The following is a 13,639-nucleotide window of genomic DNA, read 5'->3' as shown; positions in this document are numbered from 1 at the left end:
CGGGCGAGGTACGGGGAGGAGCCACATGGCGGGGCGGAACGGGCGCACGGTGCGCGACCTGAGAAGGGCCAACCGTACGGCCGTGCTCCAGCGGCTCTACTTCGACGGGCCGCTCAGCCGTTTCGAGCTGGGCCCGGCGACCGGACTGAGCTCCGGCTCCGTCAGCAACGTCGTCGCCGACCTGGTCGCCGACGGCCTGGTGGAGGAGGCCGGCAGCGTCGACTCCGACGGCGGCAGGCCCCGCACCCTGCTGCGCGTGGTCCCCGGCAGCGGCCACATGATCGGTGTGGACGTCGGCGAGACCCGGGTGCGCGTCGAGCTGTTCGACCTGACGCTCACCGAGCTCGCCCGCGCCGAACGCCCGCTGGCCCAGCAGCGGTACGACGTCGAGATGATCGTCGGCCACATCCGGGACGGCATCACCGAGGTGCTGGCCTCGGCCGGACTGGCGCCCGAGCGGCTGCTCGGCGCCGGGATCGGCGTCCCCGGCATCGTCGAGCACACCCCGGACCGCGGAGCCGTCGTGCACGGCCAGACCATCGGCTGGGACGCGGTCCCGCTGGAGTCCCTGCTCCGCGCCGGGTCCCCGCTGCCCGAATCCGTCCCCTACCTCATCGACAACGGCGCCAAGACCCTCGGCCAGGCCGAGATGTGGTTCGGCGCCGGACGCGGTGCCCGCAACGCGGTCGTGGTCCTCTTCGGCTCCGGCGTCGGCGCCAGCCTCGTCACCCCCGACGTCGAGCACGGCCGGGCGGTCGAATGGGGGCACCTGACGGTCCGGGTCAGGGGCCGACGCTGCCGCTGCGGCGCGCTCGGCTGCCTGGAGGCGTACGCGGGCGCGGAGTCGCTGCTGGCCCGCTGGCGGGAGGAGGGCGGCCGGGTGCCGGAGGGCACCGACGAGGAGACCGCCCTGACCACGATGCTCGCCGCCGCCTACCCGGCCGGCACCGAGGCGGCCGACCCGGTCGCGCTCGCAGTCCTGGAGGAGACCGCCGAGTACCTGGGCGCCGGGCTGTCCGACCTGATCAACCTCTTCCAGCCCGAGCGCATCCTCATCGGAGGCTGGGCCGGCCTCCAGCTCGGCCCCCGCTTCCTGCCCGCCGTACGCCGTCACGCGGTGTCGTACGCGCTGCGCCACCCCGCCGGGAAGGTGACCGTCGACCTGGGGCGCCTCGGCCCCGACGCCGTCACCGTCGGCGCCGCCATCCTGCCGCTGGCCGACTTCTTCGCGCGCGGCGGCCGGCGCCCGGAGCCGGCACCCGACCCGGTTCCCGCGTGGCGCACGGCGCTCGAGGAACGGGCCCCGTACTGAGGTTTCGCTGGTCACCGCAGTGGTACCCGATGTCGCTCGAACGACCAGGAGGACCGCGAAAGGGAGTGCGCCGTGACCGACCACCGCCTCGAAGGACCGGGTGAGAACGGTGCCGCCCCCGTCCCGCGGGACATGCCCGACCAGCAGGCCGGCACCGGCGACGACCCCTGGGAGGCCGCCGCGCCCACGCGTGAGCAACGCGAGCAGGGCCAGCGTCCCGAGGCCGACGAGAGCGACGAGGGCGACGAGGGCGCCGGAACGGACGACACCGCGGGCGACGGGGGCGAACCGGCGACCGGGCCCGCCACCGACGTCCCCGACACGGACGAGGCGGGAACGGGCCGACAGGGCGCACCGCACTCGGGCGCCGTACACCCCGAGCACCCGGTGCCCGACGAGTCGTCCGGCTGAACGGGTCGTCCGGATCACCGGGCCGCGTCAAACGGGCCGCGTCAAATGGGCCGGTTCACGGGCCGGGACACCGGTCCCGGCCCGTGAACCGCGCTCGCGCTCAGCCGACCTTGCGCCCCCGCAGGGGTTCCGTAGCCGCCCCCGCGCCCTGCTGGAAGCCCCGCAGAAACTCCTCCAGCACCTCCGTGGACGTGTGCTCCGGGCGCCAGCCCAGCTCCGTCCGCGCCCGCGTGCAGTCCATGAGCGGCAGCCGCAGCACCGCGTCGAACAGATGCGGGGAGGCGGGCAGCAGACGCAGCCCCCACGCGGCGGCGATCGCCGAGCGGGCCGCTGCGCGGGGCAGTCGCACCGTTCGCCCACCGGTCATCCCGCCCAGCAGCTCGGCGTCGACCGGCGGATCGGCCGCGAGATTGAAAGGGCCCCGGGCGTCCTCGGAGCGCACCGCCAGGCGGTAGGCGCCCGCCGCGTCGTCGGTGTGCAGTGCCTGCACCCGCAGACCGGGGACGTCCGGCAGGAAGGGGAGGAGCTCCGGACGCGCCAGCGGCCCCGGCAGGAACCTGCCGCCGAAGATCCGGCGCTGTTCGCTGGCCGACTCCCGCTTGAAGAGGAAGGCCGGTCGCATCCGTACCACCCGGATCCCCGGGTGGTCGCGCTCGAAGATGTCCAGGGAGCGCTCCAGATAGGCCTTCTCCCGGCAGTACGCGGCGTCCGGCCAGCCGTGCGTCGGCCAGGACTCGTCCACCGCGTGGTCCTTCGGCCCCGGCGAGTACGCGCCGACCGACGAGGCGTGCACCAGCGCCGGCACCCCGGCCGCGGCCACCGCCTCGAAGACCCGGATGGAGCCGAGAACGTTCGTGCGCCACGTCGTCGCCGGATCGTGCGTCGGCTGGAACGCCCAGGCCAGATGCACCACGGCGTCCGCGCCGGCGAAGTGGCCGGTCAGGTCGGCCCGCTGCGAGGACAGGTCGACCGCGGCCCACTCCGTCTTCGGGGGCGACCACTGGGGAATCCGCCGGGCCAGCCCCAGCACGGACGCGACCCCCGGATCCTCCGACAGCAGCCGCACCACGCTGGTGCCCACGTTGCCGGTGGCACCCGTGACCACGATCCTGCCGCCCGTTGTGCTGCTCACCTTGCGCTCCTCTCGGCCGCCCGCCCCTACGGAGGTCACCGGGTACCCGCCACGCCGGAGAGGCACGCAAGCACGGACGCAAGGGCAGGGCGCAAGGGGCAGACGCAAGGGAAGCGGGCAAGGTGAGCGGGCAAGAAGAAGCCCCGATCGCGACGGGGGAATCACGATCGGGGCGGTACGAGGTGGATACGGACGGCGGTCGCCTCTCGGCGAAAGGCTCCACAGGGCTTCAGCCGAACGATCGTCCCTGTGGGCAATAGGTGAGGCCCGGGGACACTGTCCCGTCCGTACCCACGCCTTCTTCAACGGGGGAGGGCCTGCCGGTGTTCCGTCGTCTGTCGCGTTTTGGGGTGATGTGTGTCACTGCTCCCGCCCCTGCGCCTGCGGCTCGGGGACGATCTCGGACCACAGGTTCTCGGCCTGCAGCAGCAGGGTGCCGAGGACCGCCGTCCGCGCGGCCCCGTGCCCGGCCTGTTCCCGCAGTCCGTCCTGCAACCGCCGGTGCAGTTCCTCCATGGTCGCCTCCGTCTCCTCCTCCGGACGGGCCTCGGCGGCCTCGCCCAGCAGTCGGCCGGCCTCCCCGCGGCAGGCGTCCCCGATCAGCTTCAGCAGACGCGCGTACAGGTCCAGTACCGGGCCCTCGGGCAGGGCGGGAGTCCGGTGTTCGTCGGCGGCCACCGCCAGCGTCCGGGTCAGCGCCGTGATGTTCCCGGTGACCCGGCTCCACCGCTGGTCCTCGTCCTCGGGTGGGACGGCGGTGGGCGCGCGACGCAGCGCGCGCAGCGGGCCGTAGGTCAGGCGCAGGCTCTCCTGGCTCCACGACCGGGCCGACTCCAGCGCCTCCAGCCGCCGCTGGAGGCGCGCGGAGTCGCTGGACCAGCCGGCCGCGGTCTGCGCGTCCCACTCGTTCTCCCGCAGATCGGCGGCGACGGAGTGCAGGACGTCGCCCGCCTCCCGGGCCAGCGCCGCGAGGTTCTCGCGCACGTCCCGCAGATGGATCGGCGGCAGCACGAAGGCGTTGACCGCGACACCGATGACCGCGCCGAGGGCGGCCTGCGCCACCCGGTGCCCCACCGCGGAGGCCGACACCGGTGTACCGGAGGCCAGCACGAACACCGCGGTGGTGGCCGTGTAGATGCCCTGCCCGCCGAAACGGGACCAGTTCGCGATCAGCATCAGCACCGGCAGGGAGAGCACCAGAGCCCCCGTGTTGTCGTCCGTGAGGGCCTGCGCCGCGGACGCCACCAGGGTTCCCACGCAGATCGCCCCGAACTGCTGCCCGGCCTGCCGGACCGAGCTGTAGACGGTGGCCTGTACGAGGACGAGCGCGACCCAGGGAGCCATCAACGCCATCGGATCGCCCAGCCAGACGCCCGCCACGGTCCAGGCGATCAGCGCCGCGCCCGCCGCCTTCAGCGACTGCACGACCAGGTCGCGTTCCCGTCCGGGACCCTGCCAGGCCGCCCGGACGGCCCGCCCGACGGCACACACCTCCCGCCACACCGCGGTCAGCGGTCGCCGTCCCCGGAGCACCTCCCGGGCGGTACGCGTCACAGCGGTCATACGGCGCCGGGTATCCGCGCGACCGGCCGGCGCGCCCCGAAGGGAGGTACGGCACGGTGGTTCATGCGAACGGGCTCTCCTCCAGCGAGGCCAGCAGCCCGGCCGGGTCGGCGTAGACCGCGTCCGCGCCCGCCTCCTCCAGGTCCGCGCGGGGCAGACCGCCGCAGAGCACCGCCACGCAGCGCACTCCGGCCCGGCTGCCCGCGCGCATGTCCCAGACGGTGTCGCCGACGAATACCGCCCGCTCGGCCGGCACCCCGGCGAGTTCCAGGGCGTGCTCCACCGGCTCGGGCGACGGCTTGCCCGCGTCGACGTCGTCGGCGCTCGCGGTCGCGTCGATCGCGTCGTCCGCGTCGATCGCCCGCCGCAGCGCGCCCAGCTCCGGGCCGCCCGCCGAGGTGGCGAGGACGACCTTCCAGCCGTCGCCCGCCAGACGGCGGAGCAGTTCCCCGGCGTCCGGCAGCGCCGGCAGGCGGTCGTAGTACTGCCCGTACAGCGCCTTGTGGGCGGCGCTCAGCCGCGCGTCCTGGTCCGTGTCCCGGTCCTCGCCCAGCAGATGCCCGATGAGGTCGGTGGAGGCGAGGCCCACCGCCCGGTGGATCGCGTGCATCGGCACCCGGTGTCCCGCCTGCCGGAACGCCTCCCACCACGTCGCCACATGCAGGTGATTGGTGTCGACGAGGGTTCCGTCGACGTCGAACACGGCCGCCCGTTCCATGCGCTGTTCCTTTCCTGGCCCTGTCCTGGCCCGTTCCTGGTCGGTGGATCGCCCGGCGGGTACCACGTCAGCGGTCCGTCACTCCGGAGGGTGTACGGCCCTGACGGGTCCAGGCCAGCAGCTCGTCCAGGGACCAGGTGGTGACCACGCGCTCCGCGGGCACCCCGCACTCCTCCGCGCGCGAGCACCCGTGGATCTGCCAGTCCAGCTGTCCGGGCGCGTGCGCGTCGGTGTCGATGGAGAACAGCACTCCCGCGTCCACCGCCCGGCGCAGCAGCCGGCGCGGCGGATCGAGCCGCTCCGGCCGGCTGTTGATCTCCACGGCAGTGCCCGACTCCGCGCACGCGGTGAACACCTCGTCCGCGTCGAACTCCGACTCCGGCCGCCCCCGCCCGGTGAGCAGCCGTCCGGTGCAGTGGCCGAGGACGTCCGTGTGCGGATCGCGTACGGCGGCCACCATGCGGCGGGTCATCGCGCGGGCGTCCATCCGCAGCTTGGAGTGCACGGACGCCACCACGACGTCGAGCCGCTCCAGCAGCTCCGGTTCCTGGTCCAGCGAACCGTCGTCGAGGATGTCGCACTCGATGCCGGTCAGCAGCCGGAACGGCGCCCAGGTCTCGTTGAGGCCGGCCACCACGTCCAGCTGCTCGCGCAGCCGCTCGGGGGACAGGCCGCGCGCGACCGTCAGCCGCGGCGAGTGGTCGGTCAGCGCCGCCCACTCGTGCCCGAGCGCCGCCGCGGCCCGTCCCATCTCCTCGATCGGGCTGCCGCCGTCGGACCAGTCGGAGTGCAGATGGCAGTCGCCGCGCAGCCGTTCCCGCAGCCGTTCACCGCCCCGGGCGAGCGGGGCACCGGCCTCGCCCTCCAGCTTCTCCAGGTAGCCGGGCACCCCTCCGGCCAGCGCCTCACGCGCCACCTGCGCCGTCTTGGGGCCGACGCCCTTCAGGGACTCCAGCGACCCGGCCCGCTCGCGCAGCTCGGCCGCGGACAGCTCACCGAGCACCCGGGCCGCGGTGCGGAAGGCGCGGACGCGGTACGTCGGCTCCTGGGACCGCTCCAGAAGGAACGCGATCCGCTCCAGTGCCTCGACGGGCTCCATCGCCATCTCCTTCCCGGGCCTCCTCGTACCTCTTCCGGCCTGCTCCGGCCTGCTCCGTTCTTCGCCGGCACGTCCAGGGTTCCCCAGTGCCCCGGGACCCGCACCACGGGCCGAGCGGTTTGTGCGTACCGGGCCCGGGTACTGCGACGCCCCGCGCACCGCTCCGTGCCGCGGCGCCGGGAAGCCGCGGATCCGGGGATCCGAGAGCCGCGGAAACCGGAGACCCGAGGAGCCGAGAACGCCGAAGAGGAGGCCGTCATGCCCAGTCCCAGCCCGTCCGACGCCAAGGTGGCCGTCATCACCGGCTCCGACTCCGGCATCGGCCGCGCCACCGCCGTACGCCTGGCCGAGGCGGGAATGGACGTCGGCATCACCTGGCACACCGACGAGGCGGGCGCCGAGCGGACCGCCGAGGAGGTCCGTGCCCTGGGACGGCGGGCCGAGACCGCCCGGGTGGACCTGACCCGGCTGCCCGGGGCGGCGGACACGGTCGACGAGCTGTGCGAGCGGCTCGGCCGCGTCGACGTCCTGGTCAACAACGCCGGCACCGGCACCGCCACGCCCTTCCTCGACCTGGGGCTGGACGATCTGCGGCACGTCCTGGACGTGGACCTGGCCGGCCCGTTCCTGTGCGGGCAGAAAGCGGCCCGGCGCATGATCCGGCAGGGGGAGGGCGGCCGGATCGTCAACGTGACCTCCGTCCACGAACACCAGCCGCGGGTGGGCGCCGCCCCGTACTGCGCGGCCAAGGGCGGGCTCGGCCTGCTCACCCAGGTCATGGCGATCGAGCTCGCCGAGCACGGCATCACCGTCAACGCCGTGGCACCCGGCGAGATCGCCACGCCCATGACCGGGCAGGAGGACACCGACCCGCACACCGAGCGCCGCCCCGGCGTGCCTCTCGGCCGGCCAGGCGACGCCCGCGAGGTCGCCGCCGTGATCGCCTTCCTCGCCGGGCCGGACGCCTCGTACGTCACCGGTGCTTCCTGGAGCGTCGACGGCGGCATGCTCCGGATGGGCCCGATGGCCGGATCCCATCTGACGGGCGACGACTGGCGGCGGCCCTGAGGAACCGCGCCGTCCCGTGGCCCGCCCGCTCGTCCGTCCGGCAGTCACCGCGGCATGCGGCCTACCCTCGAGGCATGACCGAAATCGGGAGCCCGCACATCGGCAGTCCGCGGATCCTCGTGCTCCAGGTGCAACCGGGCACGCCGCCGTTCCGGATCGTGGAGATCGACGGCCAGGTGGTCGGTGAGGCCAAGACCGTCACCGACGTGCTGAGGGCGGCCGCGGCCTTCGGCATCACGGTCCACGACCTGGACGACCCGGACGTGGTCCGCTGGGTGGGCGGGGACAAGTTCACCTGGACGTTGCGCTGACCCGGGGCCGGGGGCTCAGCCGACCGTCCACTTCTGGTTGGCGCCGCCCGTGCAGGTCCAGATCTGCAGCCGGGTGCCGTTGGCCGAGCTGTTGCCGGTGGCGTCCAGGCACTTGTCGGCCTGCGGATTGACGATGTCGCCCGCTCCGGTGACGACCCACCGCTGGGCGGCGCTGCCGTTGCAGTCCCACAGCTGGACGACCGTGCCGTCCGCCGTGCCGCCGGCGTTGACGTCCAGGCACTTGCCGAGCGCCCGGATCGTGCCGTCGGAGCCCACCGTCCACCGCTGGGCCGTGGTGCCGTTGCAGTCGTAGAGCTGGACGGGGGTGCCGTTGGCGGAGTTCGCCGCGGCGACGTCCACGCACTTGCCGGCCAGGCCCCGGATCGCGCCGCCGGTTCCCGAGTCGCTCGTCGTCACCGACACGTGGTCCACCACCAGCGACTGCGGGAAGACCGTGGAGCCGTCCGGGTCGCCGGGCCAGTAGCCGCCGACCGCCAGGTTGAGGATCAGGAAGTACGGCCTGTTGAACACCCACTGCTTCCCGCCCAGGTCGGCCGGGGTCCGCCGTTGGTAGACGTTGCCGTCCACCGACCAGGTGATCGAGTCGGGCGCCCAGTCGACGGCGAAGGTGTGGAAGCCGTCGGCGAAGGCCTGTCCGCCGGGCAGGGTGTAGCCGGCGCCGATGCCGCCCGCGCCGGAGTAGCCGGGCCCGTGGATCGTGCCGTGCACGGTGGAGGGCTCGAAGCCGACGTTCTCCATGATGTCGATCTCGCCGGAGTCCGGCCAGTTCACCGGGGTGCCGAGCATCCAGAACGCGGGCCACATGCCCTGTCCGCGCGGCACCTTCATCCGGGCCTCGACGTGTCCGTACTGCGCGGTGAACTTCCCGGATGTGTTGAGCCGGGCCGAGGTGTACTGGCAGGTGCCGTACCAGCACTGGTAGTTGGCCGGGTTCTCCTTGCGGGCCGTGATGACCAGGTGGCCCTGGCCGTCCAGGGCCGCGTTCTTGTTGCCGGAGGTGTAGAACTGCCGTTCGTGGTTGTTGACGTTGTCGCCGGTCTCGATCTGCCACTTCGAGGAGTCGACGGCCGCACCGGCCGGGCCGTCGAAGGTGTCGGAGAACGTCACGGCGGCGGCCGTGGCACCGGCGGTGCCGGCGGCTTCGGGCTCCGCCTGGGCGGGACCGGTCACGAGGGACGCGGCCAGCCCGGCGGAGAGGGCGGCGGCGAGGAGGCATCTGCGGAGCAGGCGTGGGCGGGCCACGGCTCTCCCTTCCGTACGGCGTTCCGGGACGGGAGCGCCGACCGAGGTGGGGGGTAAGGGCGTCGCCCCTTGATTCAAGGCATGAAGTAAGCGCCCGTCAATACCTTGGTCCGGACCACCTGCCCCACCCTCACTTCCGGGACCGGCGCGCGTGCACGGCGCGGCTCATCCGCCGGCCCAGAAGCAGGTAACCGACCAGCGCGCCCGTGGTGTTGAGGATGACGTCGTCGATGTCGAAGGCCCGCCCGGTGACCAGGGCGCCCTGCGCGAACTCCACCAGCAGCATCACGACGGCCGTCAGCAGCAGCACCCGCAGCAGCCCGCGGGTGCGCGGGGCGACGACCGGGACCAGTACACCGAACGGGACGCCCAGCACGATGTTGCCGCCGATCTGCTTGACGGCGTCCCGCAGCGCGGGCTGGTCCAGATAGGCCTTCAGTGAGCGGCCGGGGCGCATGTTGGTGTGCGTCAGCGCCTCCGACGCGGGGGAGGGGTGCAGGGTCAGTCGCGCCAGCACCACCGCGAACGCCACCATGAAGGCGAACGCGCAGACCGTCGCCAGCAGGCGCAACGGCCATGCGAGCGGGCGCCGTTCGCGCCGGCCGGCGTCCTCGGCCCTGGCGGCGCGCAGGCGCAGTGGGGAGCGCGACCCCGGGACGGCACCACGAGCCATGAGATCCTCCAGTCGTCAACTTCCCCGTCTGGTAGGGCGGTTACCCGCCGAGCCGCGGAGGATGCCGGGCAGGCGGCGGGACAGGCGGCACTCGCTTCGGCGGTCCGGATGAGCGGCGGTGCCTGGGGTCAGGCCCCTTACCGCTCGGGTCGTCACTGCTGAGGACCGGTCACCGTTCAGGGCCGGTCACTGCTCAGGGCCGGTCAGTGCTCAGGGCCCGTAGGCCACCCGTACCTCCTCGAAGCCGAGGGAGTGCAGCAGCCCCTGGAGCATCGCCGTGGTGTTGCTCTCGGCACGGGCCTCGAGTTCGCTGTCCTTCGCCGCGTCCCCGATGTGCCGGGCCGCGAGCTTCTGCACGGCCTGCTCACCGTTCGGGTTGTCCGAGAACAGGTCGCCGAGGCGGTCGAGGAGACCGCGCTGCTTGGACACGGCGTAGGAGCGTTCGGGATCGAGGGCCGGCTCGCCGAGCACCGCGTGCGGCAGCCGGAGGGTGGCCGAGGTGCGGTCGCCGTCGACCGTCACGTCGTCCTCGTCCACCTTGCCGAGGTCGACGTAGGCGTCGACGGTGCCGGCCCCGACGTACAGGGTGCGGGTGCCGCGGATCGCGTCCGGCAGGAGCTTGGCGTCCTTCTCCAGGTCCACGACGACCTGGAAGTTGCCGGAGGCGGCCTCGTAGCGGCTGATGTCCTGGATGGACGTCAGCAGCGCGGGGCCCGAGCGGTCCTGGGTCTCGGTGCCGAACAGGTCCTTCAGCCCCGGGACGACGCTCAGCCGGAGCCCCGCGAACAGCACGACGAGCACCAGCACGATCGCGGTCAGCGCCTTCGCCCAGCCGGGCATGCGCCGAGGGAGGTTCCTGATGGGAGTCGTCATGGCGACGGCCCTCCTTCCTACTGTCCGGATGCCCCCCATCCCCCTTGCCAGACCGAGTAGTTGACGGGAAGAGATGAGGAGCGGAGGTGCGGAGGGGGCGCGTACGACGGCTCAGTGCGACGGTTTGAGCGGACGGTCCTCGGACGGCCGGGACGACCACACCGCCTCCCCGCGCGTCAGCCCCGGCAGCCGCAGCTCGGCCTCCCGCACCCGCCGGGCCGGCAGCTCGCCGGTGATCAGCCAGGCGGGGTCGCCGCCCGTCGTACCGGTGAAGTCCGCGCCCAGCGAGGCGAGCCGGGCCGTCACGGGCGCCAGCGCGTCCGGCGGAACCTCCACCTCGAAGGCCTGCTACGGCTCGTACAGCAGCGTTCCCGCCCGCCGCAGGGCTCGGCGCAGCACGATCGGGGTCAGCCCGCGGAAGTCGGCCGCCGTGCTCACCGGTGAGCTGAACCCGGAGCGGATCAGCGTGACCCGGTAGTCCGTGACCGCGGCGCCGGTCAGGCCGGTCAGCAGCGTGGCGTGGACCGTCTCCTCGACGGCCTGGTGGAAGGCGCGGGGGAGCGCGCCGAGCTCCGTCTCGTAGGCGAACACCCCGCCCGAGTCGCGCGGCCCCCGCTCGACGCGCAGCCCGATCGTCGCCCAGTACCGGGTGCGGTCGAGCCACGGCATCTCCTCCGCGGCCTCGCCGGTACCGGCCGGGCGCTCCAGGAACCGGACGCGGCCCGGCGTGAACTCCGCCTCGATCCCGAAGTCCTCGGCCAGGGTGGCCGCGAGCACCTCCATCTGGACCTCGCCGTACAGGAGCAGGGCGGTGGCGCCGGACGCCGCCGGGCGGGCGTGCAGCAGCGGGTCCTGGTCGGCCAGCGCCAGCAGGGCGGAGCGCAGCGGCGCCGCCTGTTCGGCGTGCCTGGCGCGGACCACGGTTTCGAGGGTCGGCGGCGCGAACTGCGGGGCGCGGTCGGTCAGGTCGCCGAGCCGGTCGCCGACGCGCAGGCCGCCGGGAACGGTGAGCGCGGCGATGTTCCCCGCGGTGAGTGTCCCGGCCCCGCCGACCACGTCCAGGCGCGTCACCCGGCCGGCCACCTCGGTGGTCCGGCCGTCGGGCTCGCGCCGCAGGAACGTGAGCCGCCGGCGCGGGCGCACCTCACCGTCGTACAGGCGCAGGTACGCCGTCCGCTCGCCGCCGGGTCCGGGACGTACGGCGAAGACCGTGCCGTGTGGTGCCGTGGGGCCCGACGTGGCGGGTGCGGCGGCCGGGACCAGCCCGACCAGGCCCTCGACCAGCTCCGCGACGCCCTGGCCGCCGAGTGCGGAGCCGTGGTACAGGGGGTGGAACGAGCCGTCGGCGGTGCGGGCGGCGAGCGCGGCGGCGAGGTCCTTGGCGGTCGGCTCGGGGCCGTCCACCAGGGCCGCCAGGATGTCCGGGTCGACCTCGGCGAGCGCCTCGGCGGTCCGCTCGTCCGGCGCGCGGCGCACGACCCGGGCGTGCGCGGTGCCGGCGTCCGTCACCCGTGTCAGCGGTGCGACGTGCGGTGTCAGCAGGCGCCGGACGTCGGCGAGCAGGTCCTCCGTGCGCGCGCCGGCCCGGTCGATCTTGTTGACGAAGACGAGCGTGGGCAGCCGAAGCCGCCGCAGGGTGCGCATCAGCACCCGGGTCCGTGCCTGTACGCCCTCCACGGCGGACAGCAGCAGCACCGCGCCGTCGAGAACCTCCAGGGCGCGTTCGACCTCGGCTACGAAGTCGGAGTGCCCCGGGGTGTCGATCAGGTTGACCTGGGTGCCGCCGACGGTGAAGGAGGTGACGGCGGAGCGGATGGTGATGCCGCGCCGGCGCTCGATCCCGCCGTCGTCCGTACGGGTGTCGCCGGCGTCGACGCTGCCGAGCCGGTCGATGGCGCCGTGGTCGAACAGGAGCCGTTCGGTGAGGCTGGTCTTACCGGCGTCGACGTGGGCCAGGATGCCGATGTTCAGGGTGTTCGAAGTGTGCGGGGTGGTCTGGATGTGCATGCGTGGGCGAGTCCTCGATGACCGTGGGCCGGAAGGGGCACTGGGCGATGTCGAGGAGGCGGCGCATGCGAGGGGTCCTGACCTGAGAGAACACGAACACGTACGGCGCCATCATGACCCCACCCCCCGGGCCTGCCGCAACCGGATATCCGTAAGCTGAGGTCCCCCGGCCGGTCAGGATCATGCTAGGAGCGGTCAGTGCGAGACATCGCGGTGTTCAGCGGTAGTGCCCATCCCGAACTGGCCGAGGAGGTCTGCGCACAGCTGGGCGTGCCCCTCAGCCCGACCCGGGTCAGCCGGTTCGCCAACGACTGCCTGGAGGTGCAGCTCCAGGCCAACTGCCGGGAGCGGGACGTCTTCCTGGTCCAGCCGCTGGTCAAGCCCGTCCAGGAGCATCTCGTCGAACTGCTGCTGATGTGCGACGCCGCCCGCGGGGCGTCGGCCGGCCGCATCACCGTCGTCATGCCGCACTACTCCTACGCCCGCTCCGACAAGAAGGACGCGCCCCGCATCTCGCTGGGCGGGCGTCTGGCGGCGGACCTTCTGGTGGCGGCGGGCGCGAGCCGGGTGCTGGCCATGACCCTGCACTCACCCCAGGTGCACGGCTTCTTCTCGGTCCCGGTCGACCATCTGCACGCGCTGCGGGAACTGGCCGCGCACTTCCGGCGGTACGACCTGTCCCGCACCACCGTCGTCTCGCCGGACCTGGGCAACGCCAAGGAGGCCGCGGCGTTCGCCCGGCTGCTCGGCGCCCAGGTCGCGGCCGGCGCCAAACAGCGGTACGCCGACGACCGGGTCAGCATCAGCGCCGTGATCGGGGATGTCGCCGGGCGTGACGTCATCGTGCTCGACGACGAGATCGCCAAGGGCAGCACCGTGCTGGAACTCCTGGACCGGCTGCGGGAGGCGGGGCCGCGCACGATCCGGGTCGCCTGCACGCACGGACTGTTCGCGGCCGGTGCCCTCAAACGGCTCAGCGAGCAGCCGGACGTGCTGGAGATCGTGTGCACCAACACCGTGCCGGTGCCGGCCGACGACCACACGGAGAAGCTGCGGGTCCTGTCCATCGCCCCCGCGCTCGCCGAGGCCGTGCGCCGCATCCACAACGGTGAGTCGGTCAGCGCCCTGTTCGACGCCCCGCCGGCCGGCTGACGCCGAGCGCCTCCTCCGAGCCCGGTCGCGGCGTGCGGGCGCACACCAGGTGCGCCC

General features: G+C 73.5%; 12 protein-coding genes and 1 pseudogene. 5 read left to right on the top strand and 8 right to left on the bottom strand.

Annotated elements, in window-relative coordinates; all coding sequences use genetic code 11:
* Window positions 1–25 precede the first annotated feature (25 nt).
* Complete coding sequence (locus tag QC283_RS38895; protein WP_279566519.1) at window positions 26–1,312, top strand: ROK family transcriptional regulator; 1,287 nt, start codon at window positions 26–28, stop codon at window positions 1,310–1,312.
* Window positions 1,313–1,384: 72 nt separating this feature from the next.
* Window positions 1,385–1,723 carry a hypothetical protein gene (locus tag QC283_RS38890; protein ID WP_279566518.1) on the top strand — a complete coding sequence of 113 codons (339 nt, stop codon included), beginning with the start codon at window positions 1,385–1,387 and terminating at the stop codon, window positions 1,721–1,723.
* 100 nt (window positions 1,724–1,823) lie between these two features.
* Here QC283_RS38890 and QC283_RS38885 read toward each other — a convergent pair whose 3' ends face one another.
* From QC283_RS38885 to QC283_RS38870, 4 genes are all read right to left on the bottom strand, one after another.
* Window positions 1,824–2,855, bottom strand: a complete 1,032-nt coding sequence (locus QC283_RS38885; protein WP_279566517.1) for an SDR family oxidoreductase — start codon at window positions 2,853–2,855, stop codon at window positions 1,824–1,826.
* Window positions 2,856–3,215: 360 nt separating this feature from the next.
* Window positions 3,216–4,418 (bottom strand): FUSC family protein, encoded by a 1,203-nt coding sequence (locus QC283_RS38880; RefSeq protein WP_279566516.1) that lies wholly within the window; start codon window positions 4,416–4,418, stop codon window positions 3,216–3,218.
* Window positions 4,419–4,479: 61 nt separating this feature from the next.
* Complete coding sequence (locus QC283_RS38875) at window positions 4,480–5,136, bottom strand: HAD family hydrolase (protein WP_279566515.1); 657 nt, start codon at window positions 5,134–5,136, stop codon at window positions 4,480–4,482.
* 67 nt (window positions 5,137–5,203) lie between these two features.
* Entirely contained in the window at window positions 5,204–6,235 is a 1,032-nt protein-coding gene (locus tag QC283_RS38870) for a PHP domain-containing protein (RefSeq protein ID WP_279566514.1), read from the bottom strand.
* Window positions 6,236–6,493: 258 nt separating this feature from the next.
* On the opposite strand from QC283_RS38870, the gene QC283_RS38865 reads away from it, so the two are divergent.
* Entirely contained in the window at window positions 6,494–7,303 is an 810-nt protein-coding gene (locus QC283_RS38865; protein ID WP_279566513.1) for an SDR family oxidoreductase, read from the top strand.
* A gap of 74 nt (window positions 7,304–7,377) precedes the next feature.
* Window positions 7,378–7,614 carry a hypothetical protein gene (locus QC283_RS38860; protein ID WP_279566512.1) on the top strand — a complete coding sequence of 79 codons (237 nt, stop codon included), beginning with the start codon at window positions 7,378–7,380 and terminating at the stop codon, window positions 7,612–7,614.
* 15 nt (window positions 7,615–7,629) lie between these two features.
* Here QC283_RS38860 and QC283_RS38855 read toward each other — a convergent pair whose 3' ends face one another.
* The 4 genes and pseudogenes from QC283_RS38855 to otr(A) form a co-directional block, all read right to left on the bottom strand.
* Window positions 7,630–8,877 carry a glycoside hydrolase family 16 protein gene (locus QC283_RS38855; protein WP_279566511.1) on the bottom strand — a complete coding sequence of 416 codons (1,248 nt, stop codon included), beginning with the start codon at window positions 8,875–8,877 and terminating at the stop codon, window positions 7,630–7,632.
* 130 nt (window positions 8,878–9,007) lie between these two features.
* A complete protein-coding gene (locus QC283_RS38850; protein ID WP_279566510.1) occupies window positions 9,008–9,550 on the bottom strand; it encodes a VanZ family protein in 543 nt (180 codons plus the stop codon).
* A gap of 210 nt (window positions 9,551–9,760) precedes the next feature.
* On the bottom strand, window positions 9,761–10,423 hold the full coding sequence (locus tag QC283_RS38845) for a DUF4230 domain-containing protein (protein ID WP_279566509.1): 663 nt from the start codon (window positions 10,421–10,423) through the stop codon (window positions 9,761–9,763).
* A gap of 111 nt (window positions 10,424–10,534) precedes the next feature.
* A pseudogene (otr(A), locus tag QC283_RS38840) lies at window positions 10,535–12,430 on the bottom strand (tetracycline resistance ribosomal protection protein Otr(A)).
* A 198-nt stretch (window positions 12,431–12,628) separates the two neighbouring features.
* Between otr(A) and QC283_RS38835 the strand changes: the two are divergent.
* Window positions 12,629–13,582: a ribose-phosphate diphosphokinase gene (locus tag QC283_RS38835; protein WP_279566508.1), complete on the top strand. Its 954-nt coding sequence runs from the start codon at window positions 12,629–12,631 to the stop codon at window positions 13,580–13,582.
* Window positions 13,583–13,639: the final 57 nt, after the last annotated feature.

Origin of the sequence: Streptomyces sp. DH41 (genome assembly GCF_029813785.1) — a bacterium.
In the GTDB taxonomy this organism is placed as follows: Bacteria; Actinomycetota; Actinomycetes; order Streptomycetales; family Streptomycetaceae; genus Streptomyces.
This window is presented reverse-complemented; position numbering and strand designations above follow the sequence as displayed.

Coding starts and splice junctions, on each gene's coding strand:
- QC283_RS38870 (WP_279566514.1), bottom strand. CDS start 6,235: ATGGAGCCCGTCGAGGCACTGGAGCGGATCGCGTTCCTTCTGGAGCGG.
- QC283_RS38880 (WP_279566516.1), bottom strand. CDS start 4,418: ATGACCGCTGTGACGCGTACCGCCCGGGAGGTGCTCCGGGGACGGCGA.
- QC283_RS38865 (WP_279566513.1), top strand. CDS start 6,494: ATGCCCAGTCCCAGCCCGTCCGACGCCAAGGTGGCCGTCATCACCGGC.
- QC283_RS38860 (WP_279566512.1), top strand. CDS start 7,378: ATGACCGAAATCGGGAGCCCGCACATCGGCAGTCCGCGGATCCTCGTG.
- QC283_RS38875 (WP_279566515.1), bottom strand. CDS start 5,136: ATGGAACGGGCGGCCGTGTTCGACGTCGACGGAACCCTCGTCGACACC.
- QC283_RS38845 (WP_279566509.1), bottom strand. CDS start 10,423: ATGACGACTCCCATCAGGAACCTCCCTCGGCGCATGCCCGGCTGGGCG.
- QC283_RS38895 (WP_279566519.1), top strand. CDS start 26: ATGGCGGGGCGGAACGGGCGCACGGTGCGCGACCTGAGAAGGGCCAAC.
- QC283_RS38850 (WP_279566510.1), bottom strand. CDS start 9,550: ATGGCTCGTGGTGCCGTCCCGGGGTCGCGCTCCCCACTGCGCCTGCGC.